Below are 20,721 nucleotides of genomic sequence, written 5' to 3'. Positions count from 1 at the left end.
CATCAACCTCATTTATTTAGTTTTCTGAAAATTCAATATATTTTTGCGCTGCTTGACGTATTTCTAATTGTGTTTTTTGACCAGTTGTTCAGCTGGCTGAATTTATTTTACACTTTGATATGAAGGAATTCTATCTTTTTTTTCTGGGAAACTATAAAAAATTAAAAGCAAGCGTCCGCATTTTATGGATTTGGGGGAATATATTTCAATACATAAGCCAGACTGAACAAAAGGAGATGGATGGTGTATAGAAACAGAGTTCGATACTATTTAGGCCAGAGTCGAAACGGCACTTTTTCCGCATTTAAAAATGGACTGATTATCATGCTCGGGGCAACACTTGTGGCTGTATCCCTGCAATTATTCCTTGTGAAAAATTATGTCATTGACGGCGGCATTGTCGGATTGAGCATCCTCCTTTCACATGTTTTTCATGTAGATGTAGGTGCCTTGATCCTGCTGTTGAATCTACCGTTTTTAGCGGCAGGCTTTTTCTTTTTAGGAGGAAGATTTTTGGTGTTAAGCCTGTTTGCCAGTTCCGTGCTGGCAGGGGAGACATACATATTGGCTCCTTTTGAGGAAGTGACTAACCATCCCTTGCTGATCATTATCCTGGGAGGACTTTTGCTCGGAACGGGAGTGGGGCTCATTATCCGTTTCGGGGCCTGCCTGGACGGAACAGAAGTTTTGGCGATTTTATTCAGCGAGCGCTTGCCGTTCACCATCGGGCAATGCATTTTGATTATGAATACCCTGCTCTTTGGAAGTTCGGTTTTTTTATTCGGAATCACCGAAGCGGCATACTCCCTTGCCACATTTTTGGTTGCTTATAAAACCATAGATACCATTATAATGAAGACTTAAACATTTTCGGATAATTTGAGGGTCCTGGTGCATCCTAAGCTATAAAAAGCTGAAGGGGATAGTAAAGTGAATCCATACGAAATAACCGGCATGATTGTGGATGATGAATTTGATGGGGAAGAATATGTGACGGCGGAATTTCGCCATGAACACAATACTTACAGCATCACATTTAAGAAAGCAGATCTTGAGGTGATTAATGCCTGGGTATTTACTGATGGCTCGTCGCTTCCAGCAAATTTGTCTGAAGAGATGATCGGGCTCATTCGCGATGATGTGAAAACTAGAATAGGACTAAAATAGAGGCAGAAAGTGAACCTCTATTTATTTTGCATAATAATAACCATCTCTCAAACAATACTTGTGAATACAATTGTACTTGCAGGGAGGGTATTCTATGAGTTATAGCGAGTACTGGGAACGGATTTATATACATAGTGAAAAGATGAATTCGCTCATTACTTCATATTGGAGGGATTTTTCAGGCCTTTCGACATGGCAGTTTTGGGTCGTTCTGGCATTGTCGGTGCTGCCGCTGATTGTCGCATATATTGTGGTGGACCGCAGCCGGATTTTTGAAATTTTCTTTTTTGGGTATACCGTGCATATGATTTGGACCTACACCGACAGCTTTTTAGAGAGATATAGTTATTTTGTTCACACTTATTTCTTACTGCCCATGTTTCCCTATGCGCTGAACATGACAGCATCTGCTTTACCGGTTGGTTTCCTGCTGATTTATCAATACTGCACCAACCACAGGAAAAGCTTTCTGTTTTACACGATTTTAGGAGCAGCGGTATTTGCCTTTGGATTTGCCACTCTTGAAGAATGGGCCGGTATTGTGCATTTTAATAAGGGAATGAATCAGTTCTATATCTTTCTAATCGATATCGCGATTGCTTATGCAGCCTACTTTTTGACGATGTTTGTTAAAAGAATGGTTGAGAATGTTAAAAGGTGAGTAGGCCCGGAGCTGCCGGTTTGCACCTGGCAAGGAGGTTCTGACACAGAATGTGAGGAGAGCCCGTGTTGAGTCTGAAGAGGGGCAGGGTTCGGACACAGAATGCGTGGAAAGCGTGTGTTGAGTCGGAAGAAGGGCTAGGTTCTGACACAAAATGCGTGAAAAGCTCAGATTGAGTCGGAAGATGGGGTGGATTCGGACACAAAATGCGTGAAAAGTCCAAGTTGAGTCTGAAGAGGGGCTAGGTTCGGACAAAGAATGCGAGGAAGGTTTGGGTTGAGTCGGAATAAAGGCTGGGTTCAGCCACTGTATGAGAAAAGGCGGAAATCACTCTGAATCAGAACTCAACTAATATAATTCTGAATAGGATGGGTATAGCCCAAAATAGTCCCTTCACGAAGCAATGCCTTGCTTAAAAACTGTATGCCTAAATGAGCGTCCACAGGTACAGATAGCGTGTTTCCCCTTAACCTTATCAAAGGAAAGGAGAACCGCTTCACTGTTTGTTTAATAAGGCTTAATGAATTTTTTATGATTCAAAATGTATGGATTAAGCCCCTTTTTGCTGCAGACTAATGACTTCCTCTTCTTTTTCTTTCATTGATAGGAATAGTACTCCTGCAATAATGAAAACTCCCCCAAGCAATTGATAGTTTCCGAAGGTTTCTTTTAGCCACAAGAAGGATATCAAAGCTGCTACAAGAGGCTCGATACTGGATAAAAGACTGGTTTCTGTTGGTGACAAATACTTCAAGCTCCCTATATATAACATGAATGAGAGGGTGCTGATCATAATGATGCCAACTAACATGGATAATGTACCACTAGTAAGGGCTCCTGCCATGCTGGCAAAGCTGAATGATGGCATCAGTAAATATAGGAAGAATCCGCCGAGAAGCATACCCCACCCGATGATTGTCATCGTTCCCCAGGTCTTAATGAGAGAAACAGGCTGCAATGTGTAAAAGGCAAATCCGAGAGCTGTTAGAAACCCGATTAATAAAGCTTTATTCGATAAGAGAATTTGATCCAGGGATCCATTTGTAATGAGCAGAAAGATTCCTGATAGTGCAGTGACAATGGCAAGCAAATGGATTCTGGCTGGCCATCTTCTGGACTCAATGGCCACATATATCGTAATCAGTACCGGACCAGCAAATTGAAACAGGGTTGCTGTAACGGCATTGCTCACCTGAATGGTTTCAATGAAGGCATACTGCCCTCCAAGCATCCCCAAAACAGCAAAAAGAAGAAGCTGTATCCAGTGGCGTGGATATTTCCATATCGCAAATACATTTACTTTCCGGCATGATAGGAAAATGAGCGTGAAAATACCTGCCGTAATCAATCTAATCACTAAATAATCGCTTGATGATAAGCGGGTTTCCTGAAAAAACCACTGCAGCATTGGACCTGATAATCCCCATAATGATGCTCCGCTTATGATCATAGCCAATCCCAGTCTGCGTGAATTGCTCATGTTGTGTGTCTCCTTACTGTTTTTATTATTATCATGTATTATAGATAATAACTGATATTGTTAAAAGGGTCAGATTTTTAATATTGAAGGGGGTCAGATTAATGTCGGAGTTAACACCAAATCTAGACTTTACAAGCGGTGAGCCACTATATGTGCAATTATATAAATATATTAAAAATGAAATTAAGACAGGCAATCTGACAGTAATGGCAAAGCTCCCTTCCAAAAGGAAATTTGCCAGATATCTTTTGGTCAGTGAGAACACAATTGAATCTGCATATGAACAGCTTATGGCTGAAGGATACATCGAATCAAAGGCGCGCAAAGGATATTTTGTGTGTGAAGTTGAACAGAACCATTTTGCTTCAGAAAATGAAGAGCCTTTCGCTGAAGAGAAGCAGAATATAGAGGGTAAGTACCTCTATCATTTTACCCATTCCGGAGTGGATATTAGGACGTTCCCATTTTCTGTGTTCCGGAAATTAACAAATCAAGTTCTGACAAAGGATAATGGAGAGGTTCTTTTGCTTGGCCATCCTCAAGGAGAGCTGGAGCTGCGGAACCAGATTGCGAAGTATCTTTATAAATCCAGGGGTGTAAACTGTTCCTCCAGCCAAATCATTCTTGGATCTGGAACCCAATATTTAATGAAAAATTTATTGGAGTTGCTGGATGGAAGTATTTTTGCTGTGGAAAATCCGGGATATCACCGCAAGCTCGTCATCTTTGAAAAAAGGATGGCCAATGTGAGGGACATTCCTCTCGATAAAGATGGACTTATATTATCAAAACTGAAAAAATCAGGAGCAAACATCGTCTTTGTCACCCCATCTCACCAATTCCCATGCGGAATGATTATGCCTATTGCCAGAAGAATGCAGCTTTTAAAATGGGCCAAAGATAAGCCAGGCCGTTATATCATTGAAGATGATTATGACAGTGAATTCCGCTACTCAGGCAAGCCGATTCCTGCCCTGCAGGGGTTGGATAAGGATGAAAAAGTAATTTATATGGGCACATTCTCGAAAGCCCTGCTTCCCTCTCTAAGGATAAGTTATATGGTCCTTCCAAGGCCATTGCTAAAAATTTATCAGGAAGATTATTTCTTTTATGCGCAAACTGTTTCCCGGACAGATCAGGAGGTCTTGGTAAAATTTCTTCAGGAGGGTTACTGGGATAAGCATATCCAGAAAATGAGGGTCGTTTATCGTAAAAAACGCGACAGTCTCATGTCAGCTATTTCGAAGTATTTTCCACCTTGTGCTGAAGTAATTGGACAGGATTCAGGCTTGCACATCCTAGTCCGTCCGAATAATGCGATGACCGAACAAGAACTTATTAAGAAAGCTGCTGATGCAGGGATCAAAGTATATCCAGTATCGCAATTTGGAATGAATGACGGCCATACCATACTGCTGGGGTTTGCACTGATGACTGAGGAAGAGCTGGAAATGGCCGTGCGGCATCTTTCGGACGCCTGGTATAGCAGTTGAAGCATTTCTGCAGCCGGCAGCTCCCTATCAATATAGTTATCAGAGGATAAGGCTGAGCCAGCGGCAGGTTTGGACGAAATTAGTGTGGTAGAGTCTGAACCCGAGTCAACTTCGGCCACAGAAAGGAGGAAAACCTGGATTTGAGTCCGAACCCGAGTCAACTTCGGATACAAACAGCAGGAAAATCTGGAATTGAGTCCGAACCCGAGTCAACTTCGGATACAACGGCAGGAAAACCTGGATCAGAGTCCGAACCCGAGTCAACTTCGGATACAACGGCAGGAAAACCTGGATCAGAGTCTGAACCCGAGTCTGAACCCGAGTCAACTTCGGACACAGACAGCAGGAAAACCTGGATCAGAGTCTGAACTTGAGTCAACTTCGGACACAGACAGCAGGAAAACCTGGATCAGAGTCCGAACCCGAGTCAACTTCGGACACAGAAAGCAGAAAAACGTAGATTTGAGTCAGAACCCGAGTCAACTTCGGACACAGGAAGCAATAAAACATAGATCTGAGTCTGAACCCACAACACATTCGGAACGAATTGTAAGATTACTAGTATTATGCAATGGTTGAAGCGGTCTTTTTCTGTTTATGGTGCTTATCTTGCAGAACAAATTGATCACGCCCCGCCCCAATTCCGGAAATTGTAAAGAGCGCAGTTATGACCAAAAGCAAGGCCAGCGGAATGGTCCATGACTGGAACAGGTCGTACAGTGATCCGATTAGAATCGGTCCAGCTGCGGCGAGAAGGTAGCCGACGGATTGCGCCATTCCTGAAAGACTGGCAGCCTGTTTCGCATTTTCAGCACGAAGTCCGATAAGGGTTAAGGAATGGCTGATCGCAGCGCCCAGCCCAATTCCGATTAAAACGATACTGATGTTTGTGATGATGCCATTAACATTTAAAAGCAGACCTGTAAGGCCGGCAAAAGTGAAAATGCCGATTCCAAGAGCAATCCCTTTTTGGTTAGGAAGCCGGGCGGCAAGAACAGGGATAATAAAATTAACAGGAAGTCCTGAAAACTGGAGAACCGTTACCATCCATCCAGCTTCGGCGATTTCCCGTCCCTGGCTATGAAGAATTTCAGGGAGCCAGGTAGTAGCGCTGAAATAGACCATTGATTGCAATCCCATAAACAGTGTGACCTGCCAGGCGATGGGAGAGGTCCACATGGAAGACTTTGGTGCAGAAACCGCAGATACTTCCGTTTTTTTCTTCGCCATTCTGAGCTGAGGAAGCCAGACAATGATGGCAATTATGATCAGGACGGCCCATGCTCCGAGCGAGAGCCTCCAGCCCACACCAAGACCCTCAGCAAGCGGGACACTGAAACCTGGCGCAAGTCCCGCACAAATTCCCATTGAAAATGTATAAATTCCTGTCAGGAGGCCAACCTTCTGCGGGAATTTTTCCTTGACCATTCCCGGAAGAAGGACATTGCAAAGACCTACCCCTAATCCTATTAAAATAGTTCCTATGTACAGCGGAGGCAGCATTCCTGCAGAACGGGCCGCAATGCCGGCTCCTAAAATCGTTAACCCCAAAAGAATGCTCCATTCACTGCCAAGCCTTTGGGCGATCTTCGGAACAAAAGGGGAGAGCAGAGCGAAGGCAACAAGCGGCAGAGTGGTCAGAAGACCTGCTGCACTGTTGGAAATTCCTGTCTCATCCCGTATAGCCCCTATCAAGGGCCCAACGGATGTAATCGCTGGCCGTAAATTAAAAGCCACAAAGATAATGCCAGCCATTAGTAAAAGGTTTTTTGAATCCATTTTTGCTCTCAATGCGGACCCTCCCTTAAAGGTAGAACTTTCGGATAACGAAAGACAATATTCAAAATAGTATAATAGTTTTTTAGACAAAAGTACATAGGTTTAAGTTTTACGGACATATTTTTTGAAGCTAATTTACACATTTTAAAATGGAGGAGCTTTTATAAGGAGATTGCAAAATTTTTCCTGGATGTAAAAGAAATCCAATGTTAACTAAAAATATAGTTGTAAATTACAAGTAATTAAACTATACTATAACCAAGAGGTGAAAATAATGGAAAATCTTCGCAGTTTGTTTCAAGTAATGACGCGCCGTTTTGGCTTACTCAATAAAAATTGCTGCAGTGTAGGCGGTTGCGATATTTCCCTCATTCAAAGCCATATTCTTTATGAGATTGACAATCAGCATAACCCGTCCATGCAGCAGATTGCAGATTCGTTAGGGACGGATATTACAACTTTCAGCAGGCAGGTTCAATCTTTAGTGAAAATGAACTTAGTTAAGAAAACGCCGGATCCTGCTGATAAGAGAATCAGTATTCTTTCGCTGACTGCTGAGGGAAAATATATTGCAGGTTCAATAGACCAGCAGATGAATGCATTTTTACAAGAGGTTTTTTCACAAATGAATGAGTTTGAAAAAGAAACAGTCATCCGCTCAATTCATTTGTTAAATAATGCAATGGCAAAATCCAGTGCATGCTGTAAGCCGTTTCAGGGGTAAATGCCGCTGGGGTAAATACTTGCATTTTGCAAGTAAAAATAATTGGAGAAAAGGGGAGAAAGCATGACTAATCAGAATGATCTTGTAAAAGGATGCTGCACGCCTAAGAAAAGCGAATTAGAAAAGAATTCACAAAACAATGGGAAAGCAAGAGCGTTGCCTGTAGCAATAATTGGCGCCGGACCGGTGGGACTGGCAGCTGCTGCACACCTGGCAAGCAGGGGGCAGTCATTTATTTTGCTCGAGGCGGGGAAGCAAGCTGGAGCCAATATCAAAAGCTGGGGACATATTCGATTATTCTCACCATGGCGATACAATATTGACAAAGCTGCTGCCAGTTTATTAAGCGCAAATGGCTGGGTACAGCCGCAATTGGAAGTACTGCCTACCGGGGAGGAACTTGTTGAACACTATCTAAAGCCACTGTCCAGTTTACCTGAAATAAAGCATTTCATTCATCTGAATACGAAGGTTTTGTCAGTCGGCAGAAAAGATACGGATAAAATGAAAACGGCAAACCGGGACGATATACCTTTTGTTATTCATACTGAGCAGAATGGAGAGTACAAAACATTCGAATCGAGAGCAGTCATAGATGCTGCAGGTACCTGGGGTAATCCAAACCCGGCTTCATCAAGCGGAATTTGGCTGGCTGATGAGAGGGAACTGAAGGAAAAGATATTTTATGGAATACCCGATGTATTAGGGAGTGAGCAGCAGCGCTACCGGAATAAGCGCATTGCAGTTGTCGGCGGAGGCCATTCAGCGATCAATGCCTTGCTGGATTTAGCCGAATTGAAAGAGTTCTATCCCGAAACGGAGATTCTATGGATTATGAGAAGAAATCAGGTTGAGGATGCTTACGGAGGAGAAGAAAAAGATGCACTTGAAGCAAGGGGCCGCCTCGGAAGCAAGATCCATCAATTGGTTGATAAAGGGCAAGTGGAGGCTGTTACTCCATTTCGTATTCAGCTGGTCAAAGAGTTGGAAAGGGGAATCGAGTTAATAGGCAGCCAAAACGGGAAGCAGAGAAGCCTGGATGGAATCGATGAAATGATTGTCAATACAGGAAACCGTCCGGATTTTTCAATCATAAGTGAACTTCGTACTTCCATTGATTCTGCAACTGAAAGTGCTGGTTCATTGGCACCATTAATTGATCCAAATATTCATAGCTGCGGAACGGTTCGTCCCCATGGAGAAAAGGAATTAAGACAGCCTGAGAAGAACTTTTATATTGTGGGTTCCAAAAGCTATGGCCGTGCTCCAACCTTTTTGATGGCGACAGGCTATGAGCAGGTAAGGTCTGTGGCTGCTTATTTGAGCGGTGATTTTGCTGCTGCAGAAAAAGTGGAGCTGGATTTACCGGAAACGGGTGTATGCAGCGTTAATTTAAAAAGTTCAATTGAAGTGTCTGCGTCATCCTGCTGCAATTGATTCGCTGCGCCTTAAAATGTAATTGAATAGGTGATAATAATGACCATAAATCATGCTGGAGCTCTCAAAAAAGAATATTTTATATCCTATATGAAATTAATCATGAATGCTTTTGGGTGTTCTGTTGAGGAAGCAAAAGATAAAACATTTGAAAGGCTGTTTCGATTGCGGGAAAGTGAAATGGGGCAGGAGACGTATACACAATTTATTTTGGCTTATCGGGAATTAACAAATGAAACTGATGATGAATAGCTATGCGTCTATTAATGGGTAAAGGCTTAATATGGTAGACGCCGCTTTTATTGGAGGGACCTGCAATGAGAAATGAGATATCTGTTCGTGAAGCCCGAGAGACAGATTTAGAGGCGATTGCCGAGATTTACAATCAGGGAATAGAAGATCGCATAGCTACATTGGAAACAGAGTCAAAAGATCTTTCCTATATGACAAAATGGGTTGATCAGCTTCAAGGGCGATATTGTGTGCTTGCCGCAGAAAAAGAGGACCGCGTGATAGGCTGGGCTTCCCTAAATCCATACAGTAACCGTTGTGCTTATGATGGAGTGGCAGATATATCAGTCTATATCTCCAGGGAATTTAGGGGCAAGGGGGCAGGCGGGAAGCTGCTCTCTGCCCTCGAAAAGAAAGCAAGAGAAAACAAGTTTCATAAGCTGGTATTGTTTACTTTTCCATTTAATGGCCTTGGGCAGACTCTGTATAAGAAAATGGGGTTTCGTGAGGTAGGTATATTTCAAAACCAGGGTGTGCTGGACGGAGAATTTGTGGACGTTATGGCTATGGAAAAACTTCTGTAAATATTGTGCTTGCGGCTAAAGTGTTAGCCGTTTTTTGTTTGGCTGCGTTCATGACTCTCCCAAAAATAGTCCGCATAGTTTCCCTAAATAAGAAAAAACCATTTACTTATATAAGCAAATCATTATATATTAATATACGTGCAAAGCGGAGGTGATGAGATCATGATAGAATCCACAGTTGAAATCGGCAACGCAGCATCCATTTTAAAATTATTAGGCGATAAAACACGGCTCACTATGGTAAAGCTATTAAATAACCATGATTGCTGTGTATGTGAATTTGTGGAGATATTTAAAATGAGCCAGCCAGCCATTAGCCAGCATCTCCGGAAATTGAAAGATGCCGGTGTGGTCAGGGAAAACAGGAGGGGTCAGTGGATTATTTATTCATTGAATCAGGAAAGTGACTATTACCCGTTGGTTCAGAATGTGCTTGATCACCTTCCAAGCCAGGATTATTTATTAACAGAATTGGAAGAGCAGGGATTGCGAATTTCCTGTGAGTAAGAGGGGGGAATACATTGACTCAAATAATTTTAGCATCGGTGATTTTCTTAGTCACCCTCATATTAGTCATTTGGCAGCCAAAAGGCCTGTCCATCGGCTGGTCCGCATGCGGCGGAGCCATCCTCGCCTTAATAGCCGGTGTGGTGGATTTCAATGATGTCATAGATGTTACATCCATTGTCTGGAATGCCACATTAACCTTTATTGCCATCATCATTATATCGCTGATTTTAGATGAAATCGGGTTTTTCGAATGGGCCGCTTTACATATGGCAAGAGCGGCTAAGGGCAGCGGAGTGAAGATGTTCATTTACGTTTCCATTTTGGGAGCGGTTGTCGCAGCATTCTTTGCGAATGATGGAGCGGCACTCATTCTCACGCCAATTGTCCTTGCGATGGTGCGAAACCTCCAATTTGAAGAAAAATTGGTTTTTCCGTTTATTATCGCAAGCGGATTTATTGCGGATACAACGTCACTGCCATTGGTCGTCAGCAACCTGGTCAATATCGTATCCGCAGATTTCTTTGGCATCGGCTTTGTGGAATATGCGTCCCGCATGATTATTCCGAACTTCTTTTCACTGGGTGCCAGCATTTTGGTTTTATTCTTATACTTTAGAAAAAGCATACCAAAGAATTATGATTTATCTCATTTGAAAAAACCAGCAGAAGCAGTAAAAGACAGCAAAATGTTCCGATTGTCATGGCTTGTTTTAGGTATCTTATTAATGGGCTACTTTGCCAGTGAGTGGATTGGTGTCCCAGTTTCATTCATCGCAGGCATTGTAACAGTGTTCTTTCTGTTCATGGCGCGAAGAAGCCCTGCCGTGAATACACGCACTGTCATCAAGGGTGCACCATGGGCTATCGTTTTCTTTTCGATAGGCATGTATGTAGTGGTTTACGGACTTCGAAACGCTGGTCTTACAAATGTTTTGGCAGATGTAATTCAAATGACAGCTGACCAGGGACTATTTGCAGCAACAATTGGAATGGGATTCATTGCAGCCATCCTTTCTTCTGTCATGAACAATATGCCAACGGTTATGATTGACGCTTTGGCCATTGCTGAAACCGATACAAGCGGAATCATCCGTGAAGCCCTTATCTATGCAAACGTGATTGGATCGGATCTAGGCCCGAAAATTACGCCGATTGGGTCCCTCGCAACTTTACTGTGGCTTCATGTCTTGTCCCTGAAGGGAGTAAAAATCTCATGGGGAACGTACTTTAAAACTGGGATCATCCTAACGATTCCAACACTGTTCATCACATTAACCGGATTGTACATTTGGCTAATGATTATCTAAAAAAGGAGAATCTCAACATGACTAAAAAAACGATCTACTTCCTATGCACAGGCAACTCATGCCGCAGCCAGATGGCAGAAGGATGGGCAAAACAGCATTTAGGTGAAGAATGGAATGTTTATAGTGCAGGGATTGAAGCACATGGCTTGAATCCGAACGCTGTAAAAGCAATGAAGGAAGCTGGAATTGACATCTCGAATCAGACTTCTGATATCATTGATCCTGAGATTCTAAATAATGCCGACTTGGTTGTAACGCTTTGCGGCGATGCAGCGGATAAATGCCCAATGACACCTCCACATGTAAAGCGCGAGCATTGGGGATTTGATGATCCTGCGAAAGCAGAAGGGACAGAAGAAGAAAAATGGGCTTTCTTCCAGCGTGTACGGGATGAAATCGGCGGCAGGATTAAATCATTTGCCGAAACGGGAAAATAAACATTTAAAGGGAGGGAACAGATTTGATTATCACAGATAATGCGCGTGACGAATTAAGAAAAATGCTGGAAGAGCAAAATGCCAGCTGCGTCCGCATCTTTTTTGAAGGCTATGGCTGAGGACAGCCAAGAATAGGACTGGCTCTGGATGAGCCGGAAGCAGATGATATTATTGTCACAATCAATGAAATCAAAGTAGCAATCGACCCGATTATTGAACCAAACACCGAAGACCTTGTTTTAGAGCGGAGCGGTAACGGAAGCGGGATCTCGATGATCGGGAATACAGGAAGATGCTGTTAGGAAAAGGCCTTTAGGGGTCTTTTTATTTTGATCAAGTCCATGCTCCTAAAAAAAACATTCACATACATTATGGTATCTGGCATGGAGAGGTGAATGTTGTTGTATTACACTTATACTCCTTATGGGCATCACTTTAACAGAGGACATGTGAATCATCAGGCTTTTCCAAATACCAGCAGACAGAGAGCAGGCTTTTCCAAAGAAGAGGCCGCAGCCATTGCGCTGCTATTGGGAATCGATTTTACGAAAACCCGGTTTGATCTGAATGAATTCTGGATGGGCGTTAATACAGAACTGGAGCATGGAAAACGATCAAGCCAAACGAATGTTACTGGCGATGATCCGCTACTTACAGGGAAAATTGCCATGGCACATCTTAACGAGTTTCCTGACTATTATAAGCGATTAAAAGTTTTGGAAGCGGAAGCTAAGGCCTATTGGAATACATTGCAGCAAGGCTGAATAAAACAATGCCGGAGATATTTTCTTGAAATGTAAGCCCTTTGATAGGGGCTTTTTTTATTTTTATGCTGCCGGGGCGGCTGGGATGGCGCGTGCTTGAGGTTTGGCGTTTTATCTAACAGGTTTTGGAGTTTATCTAGCATGTTGTGAGTTTTATCTAACAGGATTATGAATTTATCTAACAGGTTTTTTGATTTTCTTGCATGTTTTGGAGTTTATCTTACATTTAGAACAATTCGTCTTTACGGAGAAGAAATCGACTATGAAAACAGAGGGCGAGATGAGGAATGTTGCATATAATTTGATTCTGGCGCATATAGCATGAAAGTGACGCATATCTGTGCCAAAGTGAAGCATATCCAGAAAAAGTGACGCATAACTGCAATTTTCAATAAAAAGAAGAGTCCAACTGATTCAGCTACCTATAATTACACACAAAAAAGAGCACCCATCAGGTGCTCTTTCATGTGCCCGGCAACGTCCTACTCTCACAGGGGGACAGCCCCAAACCAAAGAGGACTGCATTGCTTTTTTAGCTTACTGTTCCGATGTTTTCTCCGTTAAAAAGGTAATCGCTACAAAAAGTGCAAAGGCAAGCAATAGCAGTGTTCCGCCGACGATAAAGAAGACCAGTACGAAGGTATCCCCTAAATTAAACGGATTTAAAGTATACATCCACATGCCGATTGTCAGCCCCAGCGACCCTGCCATTCCTAGGATGCTGTGAATAGAAACGAGTTTTTTGTATTTTACGCGGTAGACTTTATAAAAGATTCCCCATGCAAATACGGAAAGCCATCCTACGAGCAGGATGTGGGCGTGAATGGGCCTTAACGAATAATCCATCTGCCCGGACATATGCGACCCAAGGTAGGTTCCGATAATGCCGAAGATAGCTGCAAACCTTATTAATCTAATACTCCATTTTTGTTCCATAATAGTTATTCCTCCCGTTGTTTCTCCCTGAAAAATGTAATGGTAAAGGTGGTGCCTTTGCCAGCCTGGCTGTCTGCCTTGATTTCCCCATTATGCAGCTCAATGATTTGTTTTACAATCGATAGCCCGAGTCCTGTGCCATCATTTTTCCTGGCCGAGTCCATCCGGTAAAAGCGCTCGAAAATCTGGCTGATCGCATCCTTTGAAATTCCAATCCCGGTGTCTTTAAAAACAACTTCAACCGCTGTTTGGGTTTGAGCCAGGCTGATCAGAATGCTGCCGCCATGCGAGTTATATTTTATCGCATTCGTCAGCAGGTTGTCCCAGATATTCACCAAAAGCTCCGGGTCCCCCTTAAAAAAGACGGGCGCGAGCTTATATGAAATCTCAATTTCTTTTTCCTCCAGCCGCCATTGATGTCTGCGGATGGTTTCCTTGATCTGATCGTCCAATTTCACCTCCGAGAGCTTCATCGGATAAGAATTCTGGTCAAGGGAAGTCAATAGCAGAAGCTGTTTGGTCAGATTGGACAGCCGCTTCGATTCCTGATCGATAATCTCCACGTATTCGAAATGTTCTTCATCTGACAGTTTCTGTGTCTGCAGAAGCTCCGCATACCCCTGAATATTCATGAGAGGGGACTGAAAGTCATGGGACACATTGTTGATGAATGATTTGCGGGCCTCATCATTATGCTGCAGCTGAGCCTGCATGCGGCTGAAGCTTTCCGCGAGCTGTCCGATTTCATCCCGTCGTTCAATGTTCAATGGGAAGTTGAAATTCTCACGGGTAATTTCCTTTGTCGCCTCCGTCAGCTTCGTGATCGGTTTGATTAGATGTTTGGCGAACCAGATCACCCCGGTAATGCTGACAACGGCAATGGCGACAAAGAACCACGCGAAGATCATGTGAATGTCCGAGAAAAGCAGCTTATTATCCGGCCGGAGAAATAGCGCGTAATTCTGATTATCCATGGTAAAAGGGACGCCGACCGTATTTTCAAGGTCGTTTGAAAAATGGCCCATCATCAGAAATTGGCCCGCAAAGCTATCCATCCCATGATAAACCTTCTGATCAGTCAGCACCTTTTCAGCTTCTTCAGGCAGATCTGTCTTATTGAAAGGCTGCCCGAAGAATTCTCCATCTCCGGACTCACTGACGATATATAGCTGATAGCCGAGCTTGCTCATCGAATTTAAGTACGTTTCATAAGTGGAGCCAGAAGAATGCATATGTTGAAGGCCATTCGCGATTTCCTCTGCAATTACTACATTGTGTCTGTCGATTTTCCCTTTTGTAGAAGCCATATAGACCCAGTTGGTCAAAAAGAAGGAAAGCAGGATACTTATGGCTAAAATCACAAGTGTGGCTGCAATGAATTTCCGGTAGAGCGTCTTCATTTTGTTTCCTCAAGCTTATACCCGATGCCGCGGATGGTCTGAATCTCAACGGATGCCCCGTATTTTTTTAACCGGTCGCGTATCCGGTTGATGTGGGTATTCAATGTCTGCTCGCTGCCTTCATAATCCGCACCCCACGCCTGTTCAATCAATGCGGCCCTCTGTGTTATTTTATTTTTGCGGGCCGAGAGCAGGCTCAGAAGCTCAAATTCCTTTAATGGAAAAAGGATGGTCTCCTGATTGATTTCCACTTCAAAGCTTTTTCTGTCAATGGATAGATTACCGGCTTTAACGACTGTTTCCATTGCCCGCTCGGCTCTTCTTAACACAACGGCTATCCGGAAAAGCAGTTCCTTCACCTCAAACGGTTTGACAATATAATCTTCAGATCCTGATAGGAAGCCCTGTTCTTTATCACTGAGCTGCCCCTTTGCCGTCAGTAGAATAACAGGGATTCCGAAGTCACCGGTTAATATCCTTGTAAGCTCAAAACCATTCATGCCGGGCATCATGACATCTACAACGGCTAAATCTGCCGTTTGCTCTTCCAGGAGCGTTAATGCTTCTTGAGCATTATTTGCCCGCAGCACCTGATAGCCTTCATGATTCAGATGAATCGTAACAAGCTTCTGTATATGAACATCATCGTCTACGACTAGTATTTTCATAGCAGGGCCTCCTTAAAGGGAATAGGGAGGGACCCTCACTCTATTCCGAAATTTTTTCCCGGGAAGTTTCCTTATCTTTTTCGAAAAATAAGATCAATGCCGGAAGCAGCATTCCTCTCACAAGGAAGGTATCAATCAATATTCCCATGGCAACGATGAAGCCAAAGACGAATAAATCTGCGATTGGCATGGTCATAAGGGCAGCAAAGGTAGCAGCCAGAATGAGGCCTGCCGAAGAAATAACGCCGCCCGTATTGCGGATGCTAATTTCAAGAGCGTCCTTCACCCGGTGTTTCTTCCTTTCCTCCATAAAACGCGAAACCAGGATGATGTTGTAATCAATCCCCAATGCTACAAGGAAAATAAATGAATAGACAGGAACACGGGAACTGATGGCTTCAAAGCCGAATAATACATCAACCAGGAAGATCCCAAGCCCTAAAGCCGAAACAAATGAAAGCAAAATAGTTGCCATCATGTAGATCGGCATCCTGATGGATTTCGTAAGCGCAAATAACAGCGCAAGAATCAGGACCGTTTCAAGCAGGACAATTTTCATTATATCATCGCTGTTAACATCCTGTTCGTCCACTATTTTCGGAGTGACCCCGCTATAGTAGGACTCGGCTTCCACACCGATTTCTTCTAATAGTTCAGGTGTGTCGTCACGCAAATCTTTCATGAAGGATATGGCTTCATTTGAATATGGGTTGATGGATAATGCCACACTCATTTTTGCCGCCTTGCCGTCTTCTGATAGGGCAGACAGGCGGACAGAGGCAACTTCATCAAATTCCTGCAGGTTTTCACTTATCGCTGCTGTATCGTTTTCAGCCAGCTTCTGATCACTGACAACCAGAAGTGTCGAAGGAGCCAGCTCGCCTTTGTCATATCTGGCTTCGACTATTTCATAGCCGACCCGCGATGGCAGATCCTCCGGGAATTTCTTGACGGTGTCGAATTCATAATCAAGGTTGAAAATATTAAACGCTGTGATGAGCATGAAAATGCCGACAATTCCGCCTGAGATGCCGGGCTTGTTCACAACGACTCTGGCAATGGGTCCCCAGACACTATGTTTAACTTCTGTTTCAGCACCATATTTAGGAACCTTCGGCCAGAACGCCTTGCGTCCGAACAGGGTGAATAAAGCTGGTACCAGCGTAACGGAAGCCAGCATGATAAAAAACATCGCTGTTCCAAAAATCGGGGCAAAGTTCTGATAATCACGGAAATCAGCGAAGAACAGAACCAGCATGGCAGCAAGAACCGTTCCGCCCGCAAAGAAAACAGGCTCTCCTGTGGCCCGCATGGCATGTTTCATGGCTTCATATTTGTTTTCAAAATGGTTAAGCTCCTCGCGGTAACGGGAGAAAACAAATAAAGAATAATCAATCACGGCAGCAAACAGCAAAATGCTCATGATGGAAGTGGTCTGGTTATTGATCTCAAGTCCGCCGGCACCCATTAAAGCAACACTCTGGTTCACGACCTGGTAAACAATCACCGTCGCGAGAAGCGGAATGATGGCAAGCAATGGTGAACGGTAAATGGCTATAAGCAGGACAAGGATAATGACAACAGTCGCAATCAGGAGAACAAAGTCAGCCTGTTCGAACAGCTTGACTGTATCTCCTGCAATACCAGCAGGGCCTGTGATATAAAAGGAAGTGCTTTCGAGATCCTCCGCAATTTTATTGCCGACTTTTGAGACATGATCATTGATCTCTGCATACTGATCATTGCCAAGTCCCTGTTCAAGCTCCATTGGCACAATCATGGTGGACTTGTCCTCAGAAATGAAAGAACCGAGTGCTTGCGGCGGAAGCTTGCTGATATCGATAATTGTCTTGATTCCATCGATATCTTCTTTCATGATTCCTTCCAGAATCTGTTTAGCTTCTTCGATTTGAACCTCGCCATTTTCATTATGGAAAACCAGAATGCCTGGAGTTCCTTGTTTGTTTGGAAAATATTCTTCTGTTTTATTCTGGGCAATAATGGATTTCGCGTCATCAGGAAGTGACTGGAAGTTGTTTGTTTTATAATCTCCAAGCATCGGACCTGCACTTAAGCCGATCATCAGCACAAGCCAGCCGATAATCGTGATCCACATTCCCCGTTTGGTGGAAACCCAATCTGTTACCCCATGCAGCAGTTTTTTCACACAAATGCCTCCTAAAACTTATTTCAAGGATTATCTTACAAAATGAAAATAAACTGAACCTCAACTTCCGTTTACAATTAGCCCGATGCATGAAAGAAGTGGTTTATATAGAAAATATAATCATATTAACATGTGGAGAGACAAGGATGAAGACAGCGCCAGTGTGACGGCTGAAGTATGTTGACCTAAGATTGTGGATTGGCTGTATGGCTTCAGGGAGGTTATAAGCCTCTTTTAAAATTTTGAAAGGTGTGTGTGTTAAGTATGCCGGTTCAGGAAACGATCCTCCGTGTAACCATTTCATTTTTAGTGTTATTTCTGCTGGCGAGGCTGATGGGGCGCAAGGAAATCGGACAAATGACCTTTTTTAACTGGGCCTCAGCCATAGGTGTCGGGTCTATCGCCGGGAACCTTGCTGTGAACGAAAGCACCCGAATCAAGGATGGAGTCATCGCACTGGTTTTTTGGACGCTTTTCACCATTGCAATGGATATGATCGACCTTAAATCAAAACAGGGACGGTCAGTCACAACAGGGGATCCCCTAATTGTCATAAAAGCAGGCAGAATCATGGAATCCGCTCTTAAAGCAGCGAGAGTGGATCTGGATGAGCTTCAGGCGCTATTACGGCAAAAGGATATCTTTTCTTTTAAGGATGTCGATTACGCCATCCTCGAGACAAATGGAGACCTGTCTGTGTTAAAAAATGCCAGCCAACAGGCTGTGACAAAAACGGATCTAAACATCAGCAGTCCAAACAGGCCTCTGTTTCCTTTACCGACAGAAGTTATTGCTGATGGAAAAGTCAATACGGAAAACCTGACGAAATTAGAATTAGATGAAAACTGGCTTGAACTTGAACTGAAAAAAGCGGGTATCCGTTCTGTTGAAGATGTATTTTTTGCACAAGTCCAGCAGGACGGCACTCTTTATTTTGATTTAAAAGATAAATAGAGGACAGAAATCGGATTCTGTCCTTCTATTTATTAAAATTAAATGTTTATTCAACTAAAGAAAGGGTATTGAAATATGTTTGGGTATAGAATGAAGCGTTCTCATATTTAAAGTTAAATCCAGGTGCTATAGGGGGAGAACATGAATAATCAAATGCTTCTTTTAGGGGAAACGATATTAAAAGAGAAGGACACAATAGCGAAAAAACTGCATAAGGATCGAATGAGCGACGTCGAGATGACTGATACAGAAAGATCACAGGCTGAGAAACTGGAAGCGCACATTGTTCAGATTCGTGCTGAGTTTATTGAATTGTTTGGTTTAGCATTGCTGAATCATGAGGACAAAGATCAATCATTAGAAAAGATTGAGAAATGGTGCAAAGGGACAGGCGAGTATTTCTTCAAGCTTGGGATCCCTTTGGATGAAGCTTTAAAGGATGCGGGATATTACCGAAAATATATCTGGAATGAACTTGAAGAAACGATGATGGAGCATAAAATGACTGCATCAGAGATTATAAAGGTAGTCTATTTGATAGACCCCTTACTTGATCATTCCATTCATTGTTTCAGCATGTCTTATGTCAAATTTCATCAGGTAACTCTCGAGAATGCAAAGCAGGCTTTCCTTGAGCTATCTGTCCCGGTTGTTCCACTCTCGAAAGGGGTAGGCATCCTGCCGCTAATCGGGAATATTGATACAGGGAGAGCCCGGCTGTTAATGGAAGAAACATTAAAACAATCTGCACACCTGAAGCTGTCTCATTTAATTTTAGACCTTTCCGGTGTCATGATTGTCGATACCATGGTGGCAGATCAGCTGTTTAAAGTGATTGAAGCCTTGTCGCTTGTCGGCGTTAAAACCATCATTACAGGAATCCGCCCGGAAGTGGCCCAGACAATCGTCACGCTCGGCATTAATCTGAATGGCATTCAGGTAAGAGCCAATGTGTATCAGGCTTTTGAAGAACTGCATGGGTAAAATTGAACATAGCAGAGGAATTCAGATTTTGAATTTCCTCTGCTTTTTTTGTTATAAACCCTTCTACAGTGGTCATCCATTCAATTTTTCCGCATATGAACCGTGTTAATTTTCCCAACCGTGAATACAATGAATCAAACAGCACTTCAATGAATATTGAGAGGTGATGACATCATGTTTTCGGTAACGGGAATGCAGGGTTTTGAAATCTTTTCGCTTATGCATCTGGTTACGTTGTTTCTTTTCTTTTTTACAGCCTGGTGGCTGGTGTATTACAGACAGGCGCTCAGGGCTTATCAGAAAATCATTAAATGGACGCTGTTTTTTACGCTGCTTGCCTGTGAAGTGACATATCATGTATGGCTGGTCCTGACAAATCAGTGGGATGTGTCAAATCTGCCTCTCCAGCTATGTTCCTTGAGCACGTTCATTGCACTTTTCCTATTTTTAAGGCCTAATAAAAAGGCTTTTTGGCTGCTGTATTTTATTGGTACGATTCCTCCCATTTTAAGCATGGTGACACCTGATATGGTTTACCTATTTCCTCATTTCCGCTACATCAAATATTTTCTTCATCATTCAGCCATTCCATTAGCCGTACTATATTTTATTTTGTTTGAAGGATACAGGGTGCCGAAAAAAGCGGTTCTGACCGGCTTTTTAACACTTAACGTGATTGCGGTGCCAGTCTTCTTTTTAAATCTGCTGCTGGGAACTAATTTCTTCTATTTGGCGAGCCCGACAGAAACCAAAACCCTGCTGTCATTTTTCGGGAATGGTGTCTGGTATTATGTAACGCTTGAAGCAGCTGCGTTAGTTGTCTTTTTCATCACTTATTTACCGATGCATTATGTGCATAGAGCCGAACAAAAAAGAGTCCGGGGCAATTAAAAGCCGTAATCCTGTTTAACGGGCAGGATTACGGCTTTTTTATCGCAGTCTAACGGGCAGTAAGACCCCCACTTCAAGACTCAGAAGAATCAAAAGAAGATAAGCGGGGGTCAAACTGCCCGTAAAGGCCCGATTGGTTCAACTAAC

General features: G+C 43.2%; 21 protein-coding genes. 15 read left to right on the top strand and 6 right to left on the bottom strand.

Going from position 1 to position 20,721, the window contains the following annotated elements; translation table 11 throughout:
- Positions 1–243 precede the first annotated feature (243 nt).
- The 3 genes from CHI10_RS16035 to CHI10_RS16025 all read left to right on the top strand — a co-directional run bounded on the left by CHI10_RS16035 (position 244) and on the right by CHI10_RS16025 (position 1,828).
- Positions 244–864: a YitT family protein gene (locus CHI10_RS16035; protein ID WP_095245230.1), complete on the top strand. Its 621-nt coding sequence runs from the start codon at positions 244–246 to the stop codon at positions 862–864.
- Between the two features lie 66 nt (positions 865–930).
- A complete protein-coding gene (locus CHI10_RS16030; RefSeq protein ID WP_095245229.1) occupies positions 931–1,167 on the top strand; it encodes a hypothetical protein in 237 nt (78 codons plus the stop codon).
- 94 nt (positions 1,168–1,261) lie between these two features.
- Positions 1,262–1,828, top strand: coding sequence for a hypothetical protein (locus tag CHI10_RS16025; protein ID WP_095245228.1), 567 nt, complete (start codon positions 1,262–1,264; stop codon positions 1,826–1,828).
- Positions 1,829–2,378: 550 nt separating this feature from the next.
- Here the strand turns inward: CHI10_RS16025 and CHI10_RS16020 are convergent.
- Entirely contained in the window at positions 2,379–3,308 is a 930-nt protein-coding gene (locus tag CHI10_RS16020) for a DMT family transporter (RefSeq protein WP_095245227.1), read from the bottom strand.
- 101 nt (positions 3,309–3,409) lie between these two features.
- Here CHI10_RS16020 and pdxR point away from each other — a divergent pair, with 101 nt between their 5' ends.
- The gene (pdxR, locus tag CHI10_RS16015; protein ID WP_095245226.1) at positions 3,410–4,801 is read left to right on the top strand and encodes a MocR-like pyridoxine biosynthesis transcription factor PdxR; all 1,392 of its coding nucleotides are present in this window, start codon (positions 3,410–3,412) and stop codon (positions 4,799–4,801) included.
- Between the two features lie 564 nt (positions 4,802–5,365).
- On the opposite strand, the gene CHI10_RS16005 is transcribed toward pdxR, so the two are convergent.
- Positions 5,366–6,556 (bottom strand): CynX/NimT family MFS transporter, encoded by a 1,191-nt coding sequence (locus CHI10_RS16005; protein WP_095245243.1) that lies wholly within the window; start codon positions 6,554–6,556, stop codon positions 5,366–5,368.
- 298 nt (positions 6,557–6,854) lie between these two features.
- On the opposite strand from CHI10_RS16005, the gene CHI10_RS16000 reads away from it, so the two are divergent.
- The 8 genes from CHI10_RS16000 to CHI10_RS15965 all read left to right on the top strand — a co-directional run bounded on the left by CHI10_RS16000 (position 6,855) and on the right by CHI10_RS15965 (position 12,574).
- Positions 6,855–7,304 (top strand): MarR family winged helix-turn-helix transcriptional regulator, encoded by a 450-nt coding sequence (locus CHI10_RS16000; RefSeq protein WP_095245224.1) that lies wholly within the window; start codon positions 6,855–6,857, stop codon positions 7,302–7,304.
- 63 nt (positions 7,305–7,367) lie between these two features.
- Positions 7,368–8,741: an FAD-dependent oxidoreductase gene (locus CHI10_RS15995; protein ID WP_095245223.1), complete on the top strand. Its 1,374-nt coding sequence runs from the start codon at positions 7,368–7,370 to the stop codon at positions 8,739–8,741.
- Between the two features lie 39 nt (positions 8,742–8,780).
- A complete protein-coding gene (locus CHI10_RS15990; protein ID WP_095245222.1) occupies positions 8,781–8,993 on the top strand; it encodes a hypothetical protein in 213 nt (70 codons plus the stop codon).
- A 65-nt stretch (positions 8,994–9,058) separates the two neighbouring features.
- Positions 9,059–9,556, top strand: a complete 498-nt coding sequence (locus CHI10_RS15985; protein ID WP_095245221.1) for an arsinothricin resistance N-acetyltransferase ArsN1 family A — start codon at positions 9,059–9,061, stop codon at positions 9,554–9,556.
- Positions 9,557–9,718: 162 nt separating this feature from the next.
- Complete coding sequence (locus CHI10_RS15980; protein ID WP_095245220.1) at positions 9,719–10,063, top strand: ArsR/SmtB family transcription factor; 345 nt, start codon at positions 9,719–9,721, stop codon at positions 10,061–10,063.
- 14 nt (positions 10,064–10,077) lie between these two features.
- Complete coding sequence (locus CHI10_RS15975; RefSeq protein ID WP_095245219.1) at positions 10,078–11,373, top strand: arsenic transporter; 1,296 nt, start codon at positions 10,078–10,080, stop codon at positions 11,371–11,373.
- Between the two features lie 17 nt (positions 11,374–11,390).
- Entirely contained in the window at positions 11,391–11,810 is a 420-nt protein-coding gene (gene arsC / locus CHI10_RS15970) for an arsenate reductase (thioredoxin) (protein ID WP_095245218.1), read from the top strand.
- A gap of 395 nt (positions 11,811–12,205) precedes the next feature.
- Entirely contained in the window at positions 12,206–12,574 is a 369-nt protein-coding gene (locus CHI10_RS15965; protein ID WP_218831305.1) for a DUF5661 family protein, read from the top strand.
- Positions 12,575–13,111: 537 nt separating this feature from the next.
- Here CHI10_RS15965 and CHI10_RS15960 read toward each other — a convergent pair.
- From CHI10_RS15960 to CHI10_RS15945, 4 genes are read right to left on the bottom strand one after another with little or no spacing between them, the layout of a single operon-like run.
- A complete protein-coding gene (locus tag CHI10_RS15960) occupies positions 13,112–13,510 on the bottom strand; it encodes a hypothetical protein (protein WP_095245217.1) in 399 nt (132 codons plus the stop codon).
- Between the two features lie 5 nt (positions 13,511–13,515).
- Positions 13,516–14,910, bottom strand: coding sequence for a sensor histidine kinase (locus CHI10_RS15955; protein ID WP_095245216.1), 1,395 nt, complete (start codon positions 14,908–14,910; stop codon positions 13,516–13,518).
- Positions 14,907–15,578 (bottom strand): response regulator transcription factor, encoded by a 672-nt coding sequence (locus CHI10_RS15950; RefSeq protein WP_095245215.1) that lies wholly within the window; start codon positions 15,576–15,578, stop codon positions 14,907–14,909. The genes CHI10_RS15955 and CHI10_RS15950 overlap by 4 nt, the downstream gene beginning before the upstream one ends.
- Before the next feature lie 40 nt (positions 15,579–15,618).
- Complete coding sequence (locus CHI10_RS15945) at positions 15,619–17,745, bottom strand: MMPL family transporter (RefSeq protein WP_095245214.1); 2,127 nt, start codon at positions 17,743–17,745, stop codon at positions 15,619–15,621.
- Between the two features lie 264 nt (positions 17,746–18,009).
- On the opposite strand from CHI10_RS15945, the gene CHI10_RS15940 reads away from it, so the two are divergent.
- From CHI10_RS15940 to CHI10_RS15930, 3 genes are all read left to right on the top strand, one after another.
- A complete protein-coding gene (locus tag CHI10_RS15940; protein WP_095245213.1) occupies positions 18,010–18,699 on the top strand; it encodes a YetF domain-containing protein in 690 nt (229 codons plus the stop codon).
- Between the two features lie 141 nt (positions 18,700–18,840).
- A complete protein-coding gene (locus CHI10_RS15935; protein ID WP_095245212.1) occupies positions 18,841–19,683 on the top strand; it encodes an STAS domain-containing protein in 843 nt (280 codons plus the stop codon).
- 174 nt (positions 19,684–19,857) lie between these two features.
- Positions 19,858–20,574, top strand: a complete 717-nt coding sequence (locus tag CHI10_RS15930; protein ID WP_095245211.1) for a YwaF family protein — start codon at positions 19,858–19,860, stop codon at positions 20,572–20,574.
- The last annotated feature ends 147 nt before the right edge of the window (positions 20,575–20,721 follow it).

This window comes from Bacillus sp. 7894-2 (assembly GCF_002272225.1).
Classification (GTDB): Bacteria; Bacillota; Bacilli; order Bacillales; family Cytobacillaceae; genus Cytobacillus.
The sequence above is the reverse complement of the archived record's forward strand: the minus strand, read 5'-3'. Positions and strand labels throughout refer to the sequence as shown.

Bases quoted from the DNA above. Each gene is read 5' to 3' on its own strand.
- CHI10_RS15995 (WP_095245223.1), top strand. From the start codon at position 7,368: ATGACTAATCAGAATGATCTTGTAAAAGGATGCTGCACGCCTAAGAAA.
- CHI10_RS15935 (WP_095245212.1), top strand. From the start codon at position 18,841: ATGAATAATCAAATGCTTCTTTTAGGGGAAACGATATTAAAAGAGAAG.
- CHI10_RS16025 (WP_095245228.1), top strand. From the start codon at position 1,262: ATGAGTTATAGCGAGTACTGGGAACGGATTTATATACATAGTGAAAAG.
- CHI10_RS15990 (WP_095245222.1), top strand. From the start codon at position 8,781: ATGACCATAAATCATGCTGGAGCTCTCAAAAAAGAATATTTTATATCC.
- CHI10_RS15950 (WP_095245215.1), bottom strand. From the start codon at position 15,578: ATGAAAATACTAGTCGTAGACGATGATGTTCATATACAGAAGCTTGTT.
- CHI10_RS15985 (WP_095245221.1), top strand. From the start codon at position 9,059: ATGAGAAATGAGATATCTGTTCGTGAAGCCCGAGAGACAGATTTAGAG.
- CHI10_RS16005 (WP_095245243.1), bottom strand. From the start codon at position 6,556: ATGGCTGGCATTATCTTTGTGGCTTTTAATTTACGGCCAGCGATTACA.
- CHI10_RS15940 (WP_095245213.1), top strand. From the start codon at position 18,010: ATGCCGGTTCAGGAAACGATCCTCCGTGTAACCATTTCATTTTTAGTG.
- CHI10_RS15930 (WP_095245211.1), top strand. From the start codon at position 19,858: ATGTTTTCGGTAACGGGAATGCAGGGTTTTGAAATCTTTTCGCTTATG.
- CHI10_RS16020 (WP_095245227.1), bottom strand. From the start codon at position 3,308: ATGAGCAATTCACGCAGACTGGGATTGGCTATGATCATAAGCGGAGCA.
- CHI10_RS15980 (WP_095245220.1), top strand. From the start codon at position 9,719: ATGATAGAATCCACAGTTGAAATCGGCAACGCAGCATCCATTTTAAAA.
- CHI10_RS15960 (WP_095245217.1), bottom strand. From the start codon at position 13,510: ATGGAACAAAAATGGAGTATTAGATTAATAAGGTTTGCAGCTATCTTC.
- arsC (WP_095245218.1), top strand. From the start codon at position 11,391: ATGACTAAAAAAACGATCTACTTCCTATGCACAGGCAACTCATGCCGC.
- CHI10_RS16000 (WP_095245224.1), top strand. From the start codon at position 6,855: ATGGAAAATCTTCGCAGTTTGTTTCAAGTAATGACGCGCCGTTTTGGC.
- CHI10_RS15955 (WP_095245216.1), bottom strand. From the start codon at position 14,910: ATGAAGACGCTCTACCGGAAATTCATTGCAGCCACACTTGTGATTTTA.
- pdxR (WP_095245226.1), top strand. From the start codon at position 3,410: ATGTCGGAGTTAACACCAAATCTAGACTTTACAAGCGGTGAGCCACTA.
- CHI10_RS15965 (WP_218831305.1), top strand. From the start codon at position 12,206: ATGTTGTTGTATTACACTTATACTCCTTATGGGCATCACTTTAACAGA.